Source organism: Gordonia liuliyuniae (assembly GCF_021739025.1).
Classification (GTDB): Bacteria; Actinomycetota; Actinomycetes; order Mycobacteriales; family Mycobacteriaceae; genus Gordonia; species Gordonia liuliyuniae.
In genome coordinates, this window is sequence record NZ_JAKKOT010000001.1 from 55,766 (window position 1) to 73,037 (window position 17,272).

Genomic DNA, 17,272 nt, shown 5'->3' on the forward strand with positions numbered 1-17,272 from the left:
ACCCCCACGGCCACGACACGGAAGTCCCACAGACCAGAAGGAGTGAGAACGCATGGAGTTCGAGGTCACCATCGAGATCCCCAAGGGTGCACGCAATAAGTACGAGTTGGATCACGAGACCGGCAAGGTCTACCTGGATCGCTACCTGTACACGTCGATGGGTTACCCGGCCGATTACGGCTACATCGACCACACACTCGGTGAGGACGGCGACCCGCTCGACGCGATGGTCCTTCTCCCCGAGTCCGTCTACCCGGGCGTCATCGTGAAAGCCCGCATTGTCGGCATGTACACGATGACCGACGAGGCAGGCGGCGACGACAAATTGCTCGCTGTCCCGGCAGGCGACCCGCGCTGGGACCACATCCAGGACATCGGGGACGTCGAAGAGTTCGAGCTGAAGGCGATCTCCCACTTCTTCGAGCACTACAAGGATCTGGAGCCCGGCAAGACCGTGACCCCGGGCGGCTGGGTCGGCAAGGACGACGCGGCCAAGGTCGCCCAGGCAGCCGTCGAGCGCTACAGCGCTTGATCATCTGGGCTTGATCATCTGGGCTGGGCCCGATCGCCGTCGAGATTACTAGCACGTATGCGGTTATTACTCGCCTCGAAGCCGGATCCCGGGGCGAATACGTGCTAGTAATCTCGACGGTCACCCCAATTCAGCGAGGGCGGCGAGGAGACGGTCGACGTCGTCGGACCCGGTGCCGACCCCGAAGCTGGCGCGCACCGCGCCGTCGGAGTGCCCGAGCTTGGCGAGCAGCGGATGCGCGCAGAACTTGCCGTCGCGCACACCGATCCCGTGGCCGCCGCTCAGGTGTTCGGCCACCTGCCGCGGTGTGTACCCGTCGACGACGAAGCTCGCGATGCCGACGCGGCCGTACGCGTCGTCGAATATCCGGAGCGGACGAACGTGCGGCAACGCCGCGAGGCCGTCATCGAGACGACGCACCAGCGCCTCCTCGTGCTGCCCGATGCGCTCGAACCCGATGGCGCGCAACGCTTGCGCCGCGGCGGCAATCGACACCGCGCCGAGCACGTTCGGCGATCCCGCCTCGTGCCGCGCTGCGCCGGTGTGCCAGGCGACGTCTATCCCGACGGTCGCGCTCGCACCGCCGCCCGCGAGGTACGGCTCGGCGGCGTCGAGCCAGTCCGAGCGCCCGACGAGCACGCCTGCACCGAACGGCGCGTACAGCTTGTGTCCGGAGAACACCAGGTAGTCGACGCCGAAGCTCGCGATCGACGTGGCGCGATGCGGCACGAGCTGAGCACCGTCGACGAGGATCCGCGCACCGTGCCGGTGTGCGAGTCCGGCGAGCCGCGCGATCGGCAGTACTTCGCCGGTCACGTTCGACGCGGCCGTCACCGCCAACAGCGCGGCGGGGGCCTTGGCTAGTTCCGCGTCGAGCGCGAAGATCGTGTCGTCGATCGTCGGCTGCGACGACACCACCCGCGCCCGCCCGGCCCGCGTCCACGGCAGCAGATTGGCGTGATGCTCAATGTCGAGGACCACCACGTCGCCGGGTGTGATGGACGCGGCGAGGTTGATCGAGTCGGTGGTGTTGCGCGTGAAGACCACCGTGTCGTCCGCGCGGGCGCCCACGAACGACCGAACAGTCTCCCGGGCCTGCTCGTAGCGGGCGGTCGTGACCTGCGACAGGTGCCCGGCGCCGCGATGGACGCTCGCGTACTCGGCGAGCGCGCCTGCCAATCGATCGGCGACCGCGGTCAACGCGGGCGCCGACGCCGCATAGTCGAGGTTGGCGTATGTGACCGGCGATGCCGATCCGGTGATGGGCGCAGTCGCGTCTGCACCCACCACCGGGGCAAGGGCACGAATTCGGGCGGGACGGCACACGCGGGCGTCGAGGACAGCGGTCATGACGAGACTCCTAGAGATTCCACACTTGCCCGTGCCGGTCGACGCGGGCCGGGTCGTCACCCGGAGCACCCCACCGTGGCGGAGGGTTGCTGTCCAGCGAGCCGGGGCTTGTCGCTGGCACTCGTGACCCGTGGACAACGATCCCCTGTCCCCGTCGATCCGGCGATAGTTAAACGCACCGTGCGCGCAATATTCGTCATTCGATCGGCGGGCGGAAGGTCCCGGCGGTCACATCCGGCGGATAGAGTCGGAAGGTGAACCGCAACGCCGTCGTCCGACTGCGTCCGATCCAATGGGGAAGGCCGAGCCGTGACGAACCCCTGGGGCCCGAACGCTCCACGACCAGGTCCGCCCCAGTACGGTCCACCCCAATACGGTCCGTCACAGTACGGTCCACCCCAGGGTCCCGGATCTGTTCCACCACAACAGTTTCCACCCCGGCCGCAGCTTCCGCCCCAGCCGCCGTATCAGCCGCCGTATCAGCAGTACGGGCAGTTCGCGTACCCGCCTCTGCCGCCGCGCAAATCACGGACTCCCCTGGTGCTCACCGCGATCGGCGTGGTGGCTGTCGCGGCGGTCGGCACCATCCTGCTCGTCGCCGCGCCGTGGAGTTCAAACGACTCCAGCGGGCCCCACCACGAGAGCGTCGCCCTCGACCATGGCGTGAGCGTCGACGTCGAGGTTCCAGCCGACTGGCGGATCGAACAGGGCGACTTCGACGGATCGAAGTCGATGATGCTGGTGCCGGCGACCGACGACCGCACCATCGCCCAGGTCGACCGCGACGGTGACGCGATGGACGACGGTGGCACCGCCGAGCCCATCCATGCGCTGATCGGCATCGCCGACAGTTGCGGATCATCGCTCAGTGATCTGTCGGCAGGCGAGTGGCGCCCGGACACCGACCAGGACACCGACGGCGGCGTCCAGACCTACCGTCACAGTGCGGTGACGCGCGTCGACACCACCTACTGCTTCCAGATCGTCGGCATCGACTTCGGTCGGTCGACGACGATGGAGTCCACCGCGTCCGACCTGACGCAGAAGCTCCTGGCGGACGACGCGATCACCGCGGCGAAAGCCACCTGACCCCGACCGAACGGAGACATCATGGGCATCATCGACAAGATGCGCGGAGAACTCGTCGACATCATCGAATGGGTCGACGACTCACGCTCGACACTCGCGTGGCGTTTCCCGCGCTACAACAACGAGATCAAGAACGGCGCACAGTTGATCGTGCGCGAAGGCCAGCAGGCGGTGTTCGTCTACCGCGGCAAGCTCGCCGACACATTCGCCCCCGGCCACTACGAGCTGACCACCGAGAACCTGCCGATCATGAGCACCCTCCAAGGGTGGAAGCACGGGTTCGACAGCCCGTTCCGCAGCGAGGTGTACTTCATCAACCGGCGGCCGGTCACCGACCTTCGTTGGGGGACCCCGAACCCGATCACGGTGCGCGACCCCGACTTCGGCATGGTGCAGGTCCGCGCCAACGGATTGTGCGTCATCCGCATCGCCGATCCGGCGATCTTCCTGCGCGAGGTGATCGGCGCGGACAGCCAGGTCAACGCCGACGAGATCGCCGAACTGCTGCGTCGGGTGATCTCGACGGCGTTCTCCGACATGATCCTGGAGACGGGTGTCGGAGCCATCGACCTGCAGGGCAAGCAGGTGGAGCTCAGCGACCAACTCCGCGACTACGTGCAGACTCGCGTCGACGACGAGTTCGGTCTGCACGTCGACTCGGTGACGATGAACATCTCGCTGCCCGACGAGATCACCGAGGCCATGACACGCGGCGTCGCCCGCGGCGTGGAGGAACGCGGGTTCCTCAACAACGTCGGCGACCTCAATCGTTACCAACAGGGCAAGGCCGCCGATTCGATGCTCGCCGCAGCCCAGAATCCGGGCGGCGGAGCGATGGGCGACATGATGGGCGCGGGTATGGGTCTGGCCATGGCCGGCCAGTTCGCCAACCAGTTCAACCAGCAACAACAACAGTCAGGACCTCCACCGGTCCCGAGTGCGCAGGCTTTCCACATCGAGCAGAACGGTGCGGCAGCGGGCCCGTACACCCTCGACCAACTCCGCGGTTCGATCACCGCGACCACTCTCGTCTGGGCCCAGGGCATGGCCGCGTGGACGCCGGCGGGCCAAGTTCCGGCGCTCGCACCGCTTTTCGCCCCGGCCGGCCCGCCACCCCTGCCACCGCAGACGCCGCCCGCCCCACCGACTCCGCCCGCCCCACCGACTCCGCCCGCTCAGTGACATGACGCAACCGCCCCCGCTACCGCCGCAGGAGCCCCAGCCGCCGCAGGCTCCGCCCCAGCCGCCGCAGGCTCCGCCGCCACGCGCACAGCAGGCCGCCGACCGTGCCCGGCAACACGTCACCGAACAGACCCGCACCTACCCGTGCGGATCGTGTGGTGCACCTCTCGCGTTCTCGCCCGAACGACAGGACCTGTCGTGTCGCTCGTGCGGTCGCGCCTACCCCATCGAGCTCGATCCCTCGGCGACCGTCGTCAAACACGACTTGCAGACGGCGATGGCGTCGATCGCGTCCGGCGCTGTCGGGCTCGCCTCGGTCGGCGGCGACGAGCACGAGGTGGTGTGCCAGTCGTGCGGCGGCCGGACAGTCTTCAACGGCAGTCTCACCGCGACGCGGTGCCCGTACTGTGCGACACCCATCCAACGCGACGACATCCAGGACTCGCCGGAACGTTTCGCCCTCGACGCGATCGTCCCGCTGCGAGTCGGCGAACCGCAGGCACGTGAGGCGATCGAGAAGTGGATCAACAGCCGGTGGTTCGCGCCGCGCGAGTTCAAGAAGTATCGGACCCTTGGATCGTTCACGAGCGTCTACCTCTCGTACTACTCGTACGACGCCGACACGACGACCGGCTATCACGGCCAGCGCGGCGACACCTACACGGTGACCGTCGGCTCCGGTGACAACCGTCGCACGGAGACGCGGATCCGTTGGCGACCGGCGTCCGGCGTCGTCCGCAACACGATCCGCGATCTGCCGGAACTGTCCAACACCGGGATGGACGGCGGGCGGATCCGAGAACTGGAGCCGTGGCCGATCCAGACGGCGGTCCCGTACTCGCCGGAATTCGTCGCAGGCCACCTGTCCCGCACGTACGACCGCGACCCGGAGGACGTGTTCGCCCGCGAGGCGCGGCCCCGCATCGACAGCCAGATCGAGACAACGATCCGGCGCGACATCGGCGGCGACCACCAGCGCATCAGCAGCAAGAACACCACCTACGGGCTGTTGCAGTTCATGTACCTGCTGCTGCCGATGTGGCTGCTCACCGTCAACTACGACGGGAAACCGTTCCAAGTGTTCGTCAACGGCCTCACCGGCGAAGTCCAGGGCGAGCGCCCGTGGAGCAAGGTGAAGATCGCGGCCGCGGTGATCGCTGCGCTCATCGTCATATGTGTGGTCGCCTATCTGATCTGGGGAAGACAATGACCGTCCTGCTGGTCGTCGTGCTCGTGATCGTGCTGCTCGCCGTACTCGGCGGCGGCGCGTTCGCCTTCGCGTTGGTCCGATCGTCCAAGTCGGCGCCTTCGGGCGCCGCGATCGGGGGCGTCGGTGTCGTTGTCCCCAAATCGTGGGCGGGCTCGCACGACCCGGAGGCCCGACTGCACCGGCGCATTCGGGACGCGGTGGCGGCGCTCGATGCGACGATCGGCACGTCCGGCATCGCGCAGATCGACGACCGCGCCCGATTGATGGTGTCCGCGCAGGAACTCGATCAGCGCCTGGTGACGATCTGGGCGCTTCCCGCGGCCGCGAGAGCGCAGCCGCTGGCCGAGGTGGAGCACGGTGTCGCCGCGCTCGAATCCGCTGCGGCGTCGGTCGCCCTGTCGTCGTCCGACGGAGCCGTCGGCCGTGCCCAAGACGCGGCAGGCAGTCTCGGCGGCTACGCCGGCGAAGCCCCGGCCTCACCTCCCCAAGTTGTCCCGCCCGTGCCGGACATCACTGTCCAGCAGCCTGCTGAGCGCCGTGACCGTCGCGATCCGCCGAGTAACCTGGCTAAGTGATTCCGAGTTCTCTGTTCGCGTCCGCCACCACGTCACGGCGAGGAAGCGGCAGGACCGGCGAGTACTCGACGGTGGACGCCGCCCGCGAAGCTCTCGCATCCGGTGCGGCGACCGCGGTGACCGGAGCGTTCGGTTTCGATCCGTCCGGTGACGCCGCGTTGATCACGCCCGAGTCGTTCGGCGTCGTCCCCCGCGCAGCCCCGACGGCGGGTCCGCCGCCTCGGCTCGTCTCGTCAGCGCTCACTCCGGCCGACGAGCACGCCGACCGGGTGCGAACCGCTCTCGCCGCGATCGACGACGCGCGCGTCGCGAAGGTCGTCCTCGCCCGCACCAACGAGCTGACCTTCGACGCACCTTTCGACCCGGTCGACCTGTTCGGCCGCTTCGTTCCCGACGCCACCGCGTCGACGACGACGGCGTTCGCGGTCCCGCTCGATCCTGCGCTCGGACGCCGCGGGCACTGGCTCGTCGGCGCGAGCCCCGAACTGCTCGTCCGACGGTCCGGCCGCATAGTCACCTGCCATCCGTTCGCGGGCACCGCGCCGCGCAGCGCCGATCCGGCCACCGATCGTCTCGCGGTCGACGCGCTGCGCGCATCCGACAAAGATCTCCGCGAGCACGCGTTCGTCGTCGACTCCCTTGTCTCGGCGTTGGCGCCGCTGTGCTCTGAGCTCACTGTCACGGACGCGCCGCAGATCCAGTCGACGCCCGCCGTGTGGCACCTGGCGACACCGATCCGGGGCGTCCTCGCCGACGAATCCGTCACCGCGCTCGACCTCGCCGCATTGCTGTCACCGACGCCAGCCGTCTGCGGCACTCCGCGCGATGCCGCGACCGCGCTGATCGCCGAGATCGAAGGCCGCCGCGACTTCTATGCGGGCGCGGTCGGGTGGTGCGACGCGGCAGGCGACGGCGAGTGGACGGTGTCGATCCGCTGTCTCGAACTCGATGCCGCCCACACCGGTGTCACGACGTGGGCCGGCGGCGGCATCGTCGTGGGCTCGGACCCGGACGCCGAGGTGGCCGAGACCGAGGCCAAGTTCCGCACGGTGCTCGGCGCGTTGGGTGTGCGCTGACAGGGATGTTCGCTGACAGTGGTGTTCGCTGACAGGGGGTGTTCGTTCAGCCCAGCGCGGTGTCCAGATCGCGGATCAGGTCGTCCGCCGCCTCCAGGCCGACCGACAGGCGGACCATCGAGTCCGTCAAACCGATGCTGGCTCGACCTTCCGGCCCCATCGCGCGGTGCGTGGTGGTCGCCGGATGCGTGATCAAGCTCTTCGCGTCACCCAGGTTGTTCGAGATGTCGACCAGTTGGAGGCCGTTGAGAACCTCGAACGCGCGCTCCTTGCCCGACGCGCCCGGGCTTCCTGCCAGCTCGAACGTGATGACGGTGCCGCCGCCGGCCATCTGCGACTTCGCGAGATCGTACTGCGGGTGCGAGGTCAGGAACGGGTAGATGGCCTTCGCGACACGCGCATCGTCGTCGAGGAACTCGGCGATCCGCTGCGCCGTCGACACCGACTGGTCGAGGCGCACCTTCATGGTCTCCAGCCCTTTGAGCATCACCCACGCGTTGAACGGGCTCAACGCCGGCCCGGTGTGCCGCATCAGTTCGCGGACCGGGCCCTGGATGTACTCTTCGGTGCCGAGGATCGCGCCGCCCATCACGCGACCCTGACCGTCGATGTGCTTGGTCCCCGAGTACACGATCACATCCGCGCCGAGTTCGAGTCCTCGCTGCAGGAGCGGTGTCGCGAACACGTTGTCGAGCACCACTTGCGCGCCTGCCGCGTGTGCCATCTCGGCCACCTGCCGGACGTCGACGACCGACTGCATCGGGTTCGACGGCGTCTCGAAGAACACTGCGTCGGCGGGTTCGGCGAGCGCGGCCTCCCACTGTGCGAGGTCGTCGCCGTCGACGAACACCGTCTCGACGCCCCACGACGGGAGGATCTCGTTGCAGATGACGAAGCACGAACCGAACAGGCTGCGCGCGGCGACCAGCCGCGATCCCTTCTTCAAGAGCGCGCCGAGGGCGATGAACACCGCCGACATGCCGCTCGCCGTGGCGAAGCACGATTGCGTGCCCTCGATCTGGCGGAGCCGTTCCTGGAACATCGCGACCGTCGGATTGCCGTACCGGCTGTAGACGAAGCGCTGGTCTTCACCGGTGAAGGCGCGTTCGGCGGCCTCCGCCGAGTCGAACACGTACCCGCTGTTCAAGTAGAGGGCTTCGGAGGTCTCGAAGAAGCCGGAACGCATGAGGCCGCCACGCACTGCGACGGTCTCCGGAGACGCCCACTCTGGAATTTCCCCCTCTGGAATTTCACTGCTCACTGTTCACACGCTCCTCTACGACTGGCGCCAGGGAAGGTCTTCGGCCCGCCATCCGACGGAGCCACGATGCCCGGCGGGGTCGATGCCGCCTTCGAAACCGTCGAGGATGTTGTACGCCGCGACGATCCCCGCGGCCGTCGCCGTTTCCGCGGCGCCGATGGATCGTTGGCCGGAACGGCACAGAAACAGGACCTCGTCGTCGTCGGCGACCCCCGCCGCCCGCAGTTCGTCGACGAACGACGGGTTTCTCGCACCGTTCGGGTAGTCGACCCACTCGATGAATATCGTCTGCTTGCCGAGCGAACTCACGTCGGGCACCCCGACGAAGCTCCACTCGGCGCGTGTCCGGCAGTCGACGAGCACCGCCTTCGGATCGGCGGCCAACCGTTCCCACGCGTCGCGCGGCGTGACGTCGCCTGCATAGCTCACGATGCGCACACCTTCCAGTCGTCGCCCTGCTTGACGACGATCAGGTCGGTCGTCGTCTTCTTGTCCTCGGTGTTCTCGCGGTGCACGTGGACGGTGACCGCGGCACGCGAGCCGGTCACCTCCACCTCCATCTCGGGGACGACGAGTTTGCCGTCCTTCTCGAGCGGGCCGCGGTTGGTGTCCGCGAACTCCGCCGCGGTCGGGAAACCCTTGGCGTTGATGTCCGCGGTGCACTGCGAGTCGCGGTACAGGTCGTAGTTGAGCGAGTTCCGGGCGCTGTACATGTCGTTGACCACGTACTGGACCTTCGTGTCCTCGCTGACCCGCTCCTCCGACGGTCGGATCAGGTGCGACAGCGCGATCCACGCGACGACGATGATGATCAGGCCGAACGCGATGATGAACGGGAGCGCCGCTCGCCACGATCGGTGCTCGGGTGCGGAGTCAGGCAGGTCGTCCTGCGCTGTGCCGTCGGGTCGCTTCGCGCTCATGGTCTTCAGAGTCTATGACCTGTCCCTGAATGGCGTGCAACACGCTTACCCTGCCGCGATCACGGCACACGCCGCGCCACCCGTCAATAGTTTCGGTCAGACCCGACGCTACTGAGGTTCACCTCACTAACAGATTTTGGTCCCGCTCGCGCACGATTTAACGTAGAGGGGACAAGGTTCCATACAGCTGAGGAAACACGAGCTCATGACTGACACCAACCGCCCGTTGCGGGTCGCGATCGTCGGCGCCGGACCGGCCGGCATCTACTGTGCGGACGCCCTGATGAAGTCGGACACCGCGAGTGAGCGCGGTGTGAGCATCGACCTCTACGAGCGCATGCCCGCGCCGTTCGGCCTGATCCGCTACGGCGTCGCACCGGACCACCCGCGCATCAAGGGCATCATCACGGCACTGCACAAGGTGCTCGACAAGCCGCAGGTCCGCCTGCTCGGCAACATCGACTACGGCACCGACGTCTCGCTGGACGACCTTCGTAAGCACTACGACGCTGTCGTGTTCTCCACCGGAGCCACCGATGACCGCGGCATGAGGATCCCCGGCATCGATCTTGAACGCAGCTACGGCGCAGGCGAATTCGTCGCCTGGTACGACGGCCACCCGGACTTCTCACGCACGTGGCCGCTGGATGAGGAGAAGGTCGCCGTGATCGGCGTCGGCAACGTCGCGCTCGACGTCGCGCGCGTCCTCGCCAAGACGGGCGACGAACTGCTCCCGACCGAGATCCCGGACAACGTCTACGAGGGGCTCAAGTCCAACAAGGCCATCGAAGTCCACGTGTTCGGCCGTCGCGGACCGGCGCAGGCCAAGTTCACCCCGCTCGAACTCAAGGAACTCGACCACTCGCCGAACATCGAGGTCATCGTCGACCCCGAAGACATCGAGTACGACGAGGGCTCGGCCGTCGCGCGCCGCAGCAGCAAGATCACCGACCAGGTCGCGACGATCATCGAGAACTACGCGATCCGCGAGCCGAAGCAGGGCGCGATCCACAAGCTGTTCCTGCACTTCTTCGAGAATCCGGTCGAGATCCTCGGCGAGGACGGCAAGGTCGTGGGCATGCGCACCGAGCGCACCGAACTCGACGGCACCGGCAACGTGCGGGCGACCGGCAAGATCCGCGAGTGGGACGTCTCGGCGATCTACCGCGCCGTCGGCTACCTGTCGGATAACCTGCCGGGCATCCCGTTCGACGATCAGGCAGGCGTCATCCCGAACGAGGCCGGTCGCGTCTTCGACGACGGCAACCACCTGACCGGCCTGTACACGACGGGCTGGATCAAGCGCGGCCCCGTCGGCCTCATCGGCCACACCAAGGGCGACGCGAACGAGACCGTCGAATGCATCCTCGAAGACATGAAGGCCGACTCGCTCAACACCCCGGAGGCTCCGGGCGAGGACGCGATCGTCGCGCTCCTCGAAGAGCGCGGCATCCCGTTCACCACGTGGGACGGCTGGTACCGCCTCGACGAGCATGAGCGCGCCCTCGGCGCCGCGGCAGGTCGTGAGCGCATCAAGGTCGTCGAGCGCGACGACATGCTCGCCGCCGCTGAGCCGCACAAACTCCAGAAGTAGACGCCGCACGCGGCTTCCGCATCGTCTGGGACAAACGCGGTAGTTCACTGCCACACAGTGACAGTGAACTACCGCGTTTGTTCGTTTCCAGGGGTTAAGCGGCTAGCTGGTGGGCGCCAACTCCTGCTTCCCGTTCTCGCCGCCCTTCGGCTCAGCCCGGCGGACGTTCTGCCAGAAGCCGACGTTGTTCAGCGGGTTCTCCACCTGCTCGCTGATGGTGTAGCCGGAGATGGACGACGGCCAGCAGCCCTTCCACTTGGTGGAGAACAGGACCGCGGTCTGGCCGGCCTGCAGGTCGCCGAACTTGGTCTTGCGCTCCTTGTTGGCCGGAACCCACCTGGTCGGGCCGCCGAACTCGGTGATGGTCACCTTGTGCATGGTGGACCCGCCGACGTTCTTGACGCCCATCCAGCGGTGCATCTGCCACTGCGGGCCGTCGGACCAGTTGGGGCCCCACGGGCTGAAGGTGCAGTTGACGCCACCGATGATCTGAAGATCGCCCGGGCCTGCGGCGTGCGCCTGCGGGGCCGCGACGAGGGTGCCGGCACCGATGGCGCCGACTGCGGCGATGCTCGCCGCCGCACGTGTCAGGGTCTTCCTCATGTCGAATACCTTTCGTTTCACCTGTAGCGAGTAGGCCGCAATCCGTCACGAATCTCGTCACGAACCACAGCGCGTTGATGGACTTCTGCGTCCACCCTTACTCCTCTATCGGCGAATCGCCGCACAGCTGTTACCGAATTGTTCAGGAAATGCTCAGACTGCTCGCTCTACGGCACGAATAGACGACACCGTTCAGCGTGGGGGCGGCGGCGCCTGCGGACGCGGCGGCGGGGATCCTGGGCGCGGGCCGCCCGGGCCGCCGGGCCCAGGGCGTCCGGGTCCCGGGCCGGGGCGACCCGGGGGCGGAGGCGGCGGTCCCGGTTGTGGGCGCCGAGGCGGATGCCCGGGAGGTCGAGCTCCCGGAGGCGGGGGTCCCGGAGGCGGGGGTCCCGGAGGCGGCGGCCCGGAAGAAGGCGGTCCTGAAGGAGGCGGCCCCGAAGGAGGCGGGGACTGTTTGGCGATCCGCACCGTCTCCGGTCCGACGGCCGTCGGCGCGGACGGCTCGTCGGCGTCGGCCAGCAGCGGCTGCACGAGCTCTGCTGCCCGGGTCGCCTTCTGGCGCGCCACGTCGGTGTTCGGTGCGGTCGCGACCGCGACGCCCATCCGTCGTCGGGCGAAGCTCTCCGGTTTGCCGAACAGTCGCACGTCCACCGCGGGGTCGGCCAACGCCTGCGCGACGCCCGCGAACTTGATGCCTTCGGCGTCGTGCCTGCCGTAGATCACCGCGGACGCCCCCGGCGCGACGGTCCCCGTGTCGACCGGCAGTCCGAGGACGGCGCGGGCGTGGAGCTCGAACTCCGACAGATGCTGCGACGCCAACGTCACCAGGCCGGTGTCGTGCGGCCGCGGGCTCACCTCGGAGAAGTACACCTCGTCGCCCTTGATGAACAGTTCGACGCCGAAGACGCCGCGCCCGCTGAGCTCACGGACGCCCGAACCCATCGCCGTTGCGATTCGAGCAGCCACCGAACGCGCTGTGCCGTAAGCGATCTCGCTCATCAGTTGCGGCTGCCAGCTCTCCACATAGTCGCCGGAGACCTGCCGGTGCCCGATCGGATCGCAGAAGTAGGTCGCGAGCTTGCCCGTCGCCGGATCCACCGCGCGAACGGTGAGCAGCGTGATCTCGTAGTCGAAGTCGACGAATCCCTCAATGATCACCCGGTCGTTGTTGACGCGGGCGCCGGTGCGGGCCGCCTCCCACGCCGCGTCGACGTCGTCGGGCCCCTCCAGCACGCTCTGTCCCTTGCCCGAGGACGACATGACGGGCTTCACCACGCACGGGTAGCCGATGCTCTCGACGGCTCGGCGCATCTCCTCGAGCGATCCCGCGAACAGGTAGGGCGACGTCGGGAGCCCCAACTCCTCGTCTGCCAATCGGCGGATCCGTTCACGGTTCAACGTCGCCGACACGGCCTTCGCACTCGGGATCACCTCGGCGATGCCGTCGCGTTCCACGTCTTCGAGCGCATCGGTCGCGATCGCCTCGATCTCCGGCAGCACGTAATGCGGCTCGTACTTGTCGATCACCGCGCGCACCTTCTGCGCGTCGGTCATATCGATCACCTCGGCGTGGTGGGCGACCTGGTGGGCCGGCGCGTCGGCGTACCGGTCGACCGCGATCACTTCCACACCGAACCGCTGCAGAGCGATCGCCACCTCCTTCCCGAGCTCGCCGGAGCCGAGGAGGAGGACTCTGACCGCGCTGGGACGCAGCGGGGTACCGATCACCGTTGACGACATGGTCTCGAGCTTACGGGCCCAGAACACACCGATACGGTCCACGCGCCATTCGTGAGACCTACCCTGAACCGCATGGCTGTTGACGTTCAGATCACGTTCGACGCGCACGATCCGCGCGCACTGTCCCGATTCTGGTGTGAGGTGCTCGGCTACGTGATCCCCGGCCCGCCCGGCACGGAGCCCGACCCCGACGATCCGTTCGCCGCCTGGGACGAGTTCCTCGCACGGATCGATGTGCCGGCCGAGCACTGGAATTCGAGGTCTGCGGCCGAAGATCCGACCGGCGCCGGGCCGCGACTGTTCTTCCAGCAGGTACCCGACGAGAAGGTCACGAAGAACCGTGTCCATCTGGACGTGCGGGCCGCTCCCGGTCTCGTCGGCGACGAACGGATGGCCGCACTGGCGACTCGGGCCGACCATCTCGTCGCGCTCGGAGCGTCACGGCTTCAACTCGTGGAACCCGCTCCCCCGCTCGGCCAGGGACACATCATCATGGCCGATCCCGAGGGCAACGAGTTCTGCCTGGATTAGGGTCGCGTGTCCACTAGCGGCGGCCGCGCCGTATGGACCACGGTTGGTTCGGTGCGTCCGCGCAACGTCACCTCACGCCACAGCGTCCACCGAGCCGCTTCCTCGTCGGACGCTGCGTCGATCACGCGCTGTGACGCGACGGGATACCGCGGATCGTCCTTGGCGACCTCGGACAGCCGCGCGCTCTCGTTCACCGGGTCGCCGATCACCGTGTATTCGAACCGTTGGACGGCTCCGACGTTGCCCGCGACGACTGTGCCGTAGCTGACGCCGATCCCGGCGGACAGTTCGGGGACGTCGGTGGCGAGACCGTCGGCGATCTCGCGGGCCGCGGCTAGCGCTGCCGACGCCGAATCGTCGAGGTCGACCGGCGCACCGAAGATCGACAGGACCGCGTCGCCCTCGAACTTGTTGACCAGTCCACCACTGCGTTCGGTCGCGTCGACGATCACCGCGAAGAACCGGTTGAGCAGCGCGACCACTTCGGTCGGCGAGCGCTTCTCGGCGATCGTCGTCGAGCCGATGACGTCGACGAACACCACCGCGACCACGCGCTCGGAGCCGCCCAGTTCGGGGTCGCGGCGCAGTGCGGCGGCGGCGACGTCGCGACCGACGTGCTTGCCGAACAGATCGCGCATGCGCTCCTGTTCGCGGAGCCCGCCGACCATCGTGTTGAACCCGTACTGGAGTTCGCCGAGTTCGGAACCGTCATAAACGAGAAGGTCGACGTCCGTGCCGACGTCGCCGTGCCGGACCGCTGTCATCGCGTTGCGCACACTGCGCAGCGGACCGGTGATGCTCCAGACGAACAGCATGATGGAGCCGAAACCCACGAAACCCGCGACGACGGCGAGCACGGTCACCGCGACCAGCACGTTGGCCTTGCTCGTCTCCGGCCGGAGCACACCGAACAGCACGACGAGGGTGATGCCGGTGAGCGGGATGCCGGTACCGATGATCCAGGAGTTGACCGCGCGCGAACGGACGGAACTGCCCTTCAGCCCGAGACCCGCCTGCATGATCCTGGCCCACACGGGGCGCAGCAGAATCTCGGTGTAGATGCCCGCGATCGCGACGACGACCGTCGCGCACATCAACGTGATGAGCACGACCTTCGGTATCAACGACGGGTCAACGAGCCCGTAGAGGAGGCCGAGCACGGCTGCGCCCCCGACCCACAGCGCTCCCTGCAGCCAGACGAGACGTCGTTGTGCCCGCTTCGCGCGGCGGGCGTCCTCACGGCTCGGGACCTCGTCGTCGATGGACCAGCGAACCGCTTTCACCGTCGAAGCAGTGCCGACGGTGACGCCGACGATCAGCGCGCACACCACGTAGACGGGCACCCCGATGAAATTGACGTAGACGAGGTCGCTGCGCAGCAGGGACGGTTCTGGGATCCCGACGGCGCCGAGGCCTACGGCGATGATGATGCCGATGAGGTTCGCCAACACGACGGCGACCGTGAGGATCGACTGGACGCGGACTCGGACGAGCCGAGCGGACTGGTCGGCGGAACCGAGCAGGGTGGAACCGTAGTCACGGTTGAAGTTCGGCCGCCACACCTGCGACGTCCTCGGTCAGACGATCTCGCGGCGCACGATCGTCTGATCGCGCCCCGGTCCGACGCCGATGCACGACATGTGCGCGCCGGACAGTTCTTCGAGTCGGAGAATGTAGTTCTGGGCGTTGACGGGCAGGTCCTCGAAGGTGCGGCAGCCGGAGATGTCCTCCCACCAGCCGGGCATCTCTTCGTAGATCGGCTTCGCGTGGTGGAAGCCGGTCTGGGTCATCGGCATGTCGTCGACGCGCTCGCCGTCGACCTCGTACGCGACGCAGATCGGGACCGTCTCCAGACTCGACAGCACGTCGAGTTTGGTGAGGAAGTAGTCGGTGATTCCGTTGACGCGTGTCGCGTAGCGTGCGACCACCGCATCGAACCAACCACACCGACGTGCCCGCCCCGTGGTGACGCCGACCTCTCCTCCGGTCTTGGCGAGGAACTCGCCCCACTCGTCGAACAGCTCGGTCGGGAACGGACCCGCGCCGACGCGCGTCGTGTACGCCTTGAGAATGCCCAAGACGGTGTCGATCCGGCCGGGGCCGATGCCCGCGCCGACCGCCGCGCCGCCCGCGGTCGGGTTGGACGACGTCACGTACGGGTAGGTGCCGTGGTCGACGTCGAGCAGCGTGCCCTGCGAACCTTCGAGAAGGATCGTCTCGCCGCGCTCGAGCGCCTGGTTGAGCAACAGCCGCGTGTCGGCGATGCGGTGTTTGAATCCTTCAGCGAGTTCGAGCGTCTCGTCGACGACCTCGGCCACGTCGAGACCCTTGCGGTTGTAGATCTTGGTGAGGATCTGATTCTTCACTTCGAGGGCCGCTTCGACCTTCTGAGCGAGAATCTTCTCGTCGAGGACGTCGGCGACGCGTACGCCGACGCGCGCGATCTTGTCCTGGTAGCAGGGGCCGATGCCGCGGCCGGTGGTGCCGATCTTGCTGTTGCCCAGGAAACGCTCGGTCACCTTGTCGATGGCGACGTGGTACGGCATCAGCAGGTGAGCATCGGCCGACAGCAACAGCCGCGACGTGTCGACGTCTCGCTCCTCGAGCCCGTGAAGTTCGTTGAGGAGAACGCTCGGGTCGACGACGACGCCGTTGGCGATCACGTTGTTGACGCCGGGCGTCAGAATGCCGGACGGGATCAGGTGGAGCGCGAACGTCTCCCCGTTCGGCAGCACAACCGTGTGTCCGGCGTTGTTCCCACCCTGGTAGCGGACCACCCACTGCAGCTTTCCGCCGAGTAGATCAGTCGCTTTACCTTTGCCTTCGTCGCCCCACTGGGCGCCGATCAGCACAATCGCAGCCATAGTTCGGTGCTCCTCCTGTTCGGGTACACCCTACTGGGTCCGGACGTGCCGTCAGACCCCGAGTCCGCAGTCGACACGCGCCACGCCGTTACTCTGGTAGCCGTGTCATCTACTCTTCTCGCCCCGACGACGGGCGCCGCAGACGGCCCGACGCCTGCGGTTCTCGTCGAACAGGCCCTCGAAGACCCCGACCTGACGCGGGTGATCGTCGCTCCCCCGGATGCCGCCGAATCCGGGGTCGAGCCCGACGTCTTCCTCTCCGACATCGTCGCCGCGATCATGAAGCAGGATCGGCTCGACGTCGAAATCGCTTACGTCGCACCGTATGAGACGCCCGCGACGAAGGTCTACAAGCTCAAGTACGGCGCCCACGCGATGGCGATGGCCGAGTCGGGCGTCGCGCAGAGCCTGCCGCTGATCCGCGACGATGCAGCCACCGTCCTCGTCGGCCGTGCCCGGCATCTGGGCGCCGACGGCGAGAAACTCCACGGCGAGGCGTACGTCGACTCGGACCGACTATTCGACGGCGAAGTCGACGCGGTGGAGATCGAACCGCTCCCGGAAGAGCCCGGCGTGCGCGGACGAGTCGCACGATGGCTGCCGGGCGGCTGGAAGACTGGCCGCGCAGTGCAGACCGGCGGCAGCAATCTCGTCGTCGAACGCGAAGGCGTGGTGACCGAACGTCTCGTCAAACGATCGACGTTCTACCGGCACCACATCGACTGGAAACTGGTCGGGCCGTGAC

The 17,272-nt window shown here is 67.4% G+C and carries 17 protein-coding genes and 1 riboswitch; of the genes, 9 read left to right on the forward strand and 8 right to left on the reverse strand.

What is annotated here, in order from left to right; translation table 11 throughout:
• The first annotated feature begins 52 nt into the window (after nucleotides 1–52).
• Nucleotides 53–532 (forward strand): inorganic diphosphatase, encoded by a 480-nt coding sequence (locus tag L5G28_RS00275; protein ID WP_236999830.1) that lies wholly within the window; start codon nucleotides 53–55, stop codon nucleotides 530–532.
• A 120-nt stretch (nucleotides 533–652) separates the two neighbouring features.
• Here L5G28_RS00275 and L5G28_RS00280 read toward each other — a convergent pair whose 3' ends face one another.
• On the reverse strand, nucleotides 653–1,882 hold the full coding sequence (locus L5G28_RS00280; RefSeq protein WP_236999831.1) for an aminotransferase class V-fold PLP-dependent enzyme: 1,230 nt from the start codon (nucleotides 1,880–1,882) through the stop codon (nucleotides 653–655).
• Nucleotides 1,883–1,898: 16 nt separating this feature from the next.
• A riboswitch (SAM riboswitch) is annotated at nucleotides 1,899–2,011 on the reverse strand.
• Nucleotides 2,012–2,422: 411 nt separating this feature from the next.
• Here L5G28_RS00280 and L5G28_RS00285 point away from each other — a divergent pair.
• From L5G28_RS00285 to L5G28_RS00305, 5 genes are read left to right on the forward strand one after another with little or no spacing between them, the layout of a single operon-like run.
• Nucleotides 2,423–2,971: a hypothetical protein gene (locus L5G28_RS00285; RefSeq protein ID WP_236999832.1), complete on the forward strand. Its 549-nt coding sequence runs from the start codon at nucleotides 2,423–2,425 to the stop codon at nucleotides 2,969–2,971.
• Between the two features lie 21 nt (nucleotides 2,972–2,992).
• On the forward strand, nucleotides 2,993–4,153 hold the full coding sequence (locus L5G28_RS00290; protein ID WP_236999833.1) for an SPFH domain-containing protein: 1,161 nt from the start codon (nucleotides 2,993–2,995) through the stop codon (nucleotides 4,151–4,153).
• Between the two features lies 1 nt (nucleotide 4,154).
• Nucleotides 4,155–5,363, forward strand: a complete 1,209-nt coding sequence (locus L5G28_RS00295) for a Trm112 family protein (RefSeq protein WP_236999834.1) — start codon at nucleotides 4,155–4,157, stop codon at nucleotides 5,361–5,363.
• Entirely contained in the window at nucleotides 5,360–5,938 is a 579-nt protein-coding gene (locus L5G28_RS00300) for a hypothetical protein (RefSeq protein ID WP_236999835.1), read from the forward strand. Before L5G28_RS00295 ends, L5G28_RS00300 begins: the two co-directional genes overlap by 4 nt.
• Complete coding sequence (locus L5G28_RS00305; protein WP_236999836.1) at nucleotides 5,935–7,014, forward strand: isochorismate synthase; 1,080 nt, start codon at nucleotides 5,935–5,937, stop codon at nucleotides 7,012–7,014. Before L5G28_RS00300 ends, L5G28_RS00305 begins: the two co-directional genes overlap by 4 nt.
• A gap of 46 nt (nucleotides 7,015–7,060) precedes the next feature.
• On the opposite strand, the gene L5G28_RS00310 is transcribed toward L5G28_RS00305, so the two are convergent.
• Genes L5G28_RS00310 through L5G28_RS00320 form a run of 3 tightly spaced genes read right to left on the reverse strand, consistent with a single transcriptional unit; the run spans nucleotide 7,061 to nucleotide 9,195 of the window.
• Nucleotides 7,061–8,275 carry an O-succinylhomoserine sulfhydrylase gene (locus tag L5G28_RS00310; RefSeq protein WP_236999837.1) on the reverse strand — a complete coding sequence of 405 codons (1,215 nt, stop codon included), beginning with the start codon at nucleotides 8,273–8,275 and terminating at the stop codon, nucleotides 7,061–7,063.
• Nucleotides 8,276–8,290: 15 nt separating this feature from the next.
• A complete protein-coding gene (locus L5G28_RS00315) occupies nucleotides 8,291–8,704 on the reverse strand; it encodes a rhodanese-like domain-containing protein (protein ID WP_236999838.1) in 414 nt (137 codons plus the stop codon).
• Entirely contained in the window at nucleotides 8,701–9,195 is a 495-nt protein-coding gene (locus tag L5G28_RS00320) for an Rv0361 family membrane protein (RefSeq protein ID WP_236999839.1), read from the reverse strand. The genes L5G28_RS00315 and L5G28_RS00320 overlap by 4 nt, the downstream gene beginning before the upstream one ends.
• Before the next feature lie 205 nt (nucleotides 9,196–9,400).
• On the opposite strand from L5G28_RS00320, the gene L5G28_RS00325 reads away from it, so the two are divergent.
• Nucleotides 9,401–10,789, forward strand: a complete 1,389-nt coding sequence (locus tag L5G28_RS00325; RefSeq protein WP_236999840.1) for an FAD-dependent oxidoreductase — start codon at nucleotides 9,401–9,403, stop codon at nucleotides 10,787–10,789.
• A 102-nt stretch (nucleotides 10,790–10,891) separates the two neighbouring features.
• Here the strand turns inward: L5G28_RS00325 and L5G28_RS00330 are convergent, their stop codons facing one another.
• Nucleotides 10,892–11,392 carry a hypothetical protein gene (locus L5G28_RS00330; protein WP_236999841.1) on the reverse strand — a complete coding sequence of 167 codons (501 nt, stop codon included), beginning with the start codon at nucleotides 11,390–11,392 and terminating at the stop codon, nucleotides 10,892–10,894.
• A 192-nt stretch (nucleotides 11,393–11,584) separates the two neighbouring features.
• Complete coding sequence (purT, locus tag L5G28_RS00335; RefSeq protein WP_236999842.1) at nucleotides 11,585–13,132, reverse strand: formate-dependent phosphoribosylglycinamide formyltransferase; 1,548 nt, start codon at nucleotides 13,130–13,132, stop codon at nucleotides 11,585–11,587.
• A gap of 72 nt (nucleotides 13,133–13,204) precedes the next feature.
• On the opposite strand from purT, the gene L5G28_RS00340 reads away from it, so the two are divergent.
• Nucleotides 13,205–13,663: a VOC family protein gene (locus L5G28_RS00340; protein WP_236996785.1), complete on the forward strand. Its 459-nt coding sequence runs from the start codon at nucleotides 13,205–13,207 to the stop codon at nucleotides 13,661–13,663.
• On the opposite strand, the gene L5G28_RS00345 is transcribed toward L5G28_RS00340, so the two are convergent.
• Nucleotides 13,660–15,225, reverse strand: a complete 1,566-nt coding sequence (locus L5G28_RS00345; RefSeq protein WP_236996784.1) for an adenylate/guanylate cyclase domain-containing protein — start codon at nucleotides 15,223–15,225, stop codon at nucleotides 13,660–13,662. The two genes, L5G28_RS00340 and L5G28_RS00345, sit on opposite strands and share 4 nt — an antisense overlap.
• 15 nt (nucleotides 15,226–15,240) lie before the next feature.
• Nucleotides 15,241–16,527, reverse strand: a complete 1,287-nt coding sequence (locus L5G28_RS00350; protein ID WP_236996783.1) for an adenylosuccinate synthase — start codon at nucleotides 16,525–16,527, stop codon at nucleotides 15,241–15,243.
• A gap of 102 nt (nucleotides 16,528–16,629) precedes the next feature.
• On the opposite strand from L5G28_RS00350, the gene L5G28_RS00355 reads away from it, so the two are divergent.
• Entirely contained in the window at nucleotides 16,630–17,271 is a 642-nt protein-coding gene (locus L5G28_RS00355) for a hypothetical protein (RefSeq protein ID WP_236996782.1), read from the forward strand.
• The last annotated feature ends 1 nt before the right edge of the window (nucleotide 17,272 follow it).

Excerpts from the sequence above, each read along its gene's own strand:
- L5G28_RS00340 (WP_236996785.1), top strand. The coding sequence starts at position 13,205 with ATGGCTGTTGACGTTCAGATCACGTTCGACGCGCACGATCCGCGCGCA.
- L5G28_RS00300 (WP_236999835.1), top strand. The coding sequence starts at position 5,360 with ATGACCGTCCTGCTGGTCGTCGTGCTCGTGATCGTGCTGCTCGCCGTA.
- L5G28_RS00350 (WP_236996783.1), bottom strand. The coding sequence starts at position 16,527 with ATGGCTGCGATTGTGCTGATCGGCGCCCAGTGGGGCGACGAAGGCAAA.
- L5G28_RS00330 (WP_236999841.1), bottom strand. The coding sequence starts at position 11,392 with ATGAGGAAGACCCTGACACGTGCGGCGGCGAGCATCGCCGCAGTCGGC.
- L5G28_RS00290 (WP_236999833.1), top strand. The coding sequence starts at position 2,993 with ATGGGCATCATCGACAAGATGCGCGGAGAACTCGTCGACATCATCGAA.
- L5G28_RS00275 (WP_236999830.1), top strand. The coding sequence starts at position 53 with ATGGAGTTCGAGGTCACCATCGAGATCCCCAAGGGTGCACGCAATAAG.
- L5G28_RS00320 (WP_236999839.1), bottom strand. The coding sequence starts at position 9,195 with ATGAGCGCGAAGCGACCCGACGGCACAGCGCAGGACGACCTGCCTGAC.
- L5G28_RS00295 (WP_236999834.1), top strand. The coding sequence starts at position 4,155 with ATGACGCAACCGCCCCCGCTACCGCCGCAGGAGCCCCAGCCGCCGCAG.
- L5G28_RS00325 (WP_236999840.1), top strand. The coding sequence starts at position 9,401 with ATGACTGACACCAACCGCCCGTTGCGGGTCGCGATCGTCGGCGCCGGA.
- purT (WP_236999842.1), bottom strand. The coding sequence starts at position 13,132 with ATGTCGTCAACGGTGATCGGTACCCCGCTGCGTCCCAGCGCGGTCAGA.
- L5G28_RS00280 (WP_236999831.1), bottom strand. The coding sequence starts at position 1,882 with ATGACCGCTGTCCTCGACGCCCGCGTGTGCCGTCCCGCCCGAATTCGT.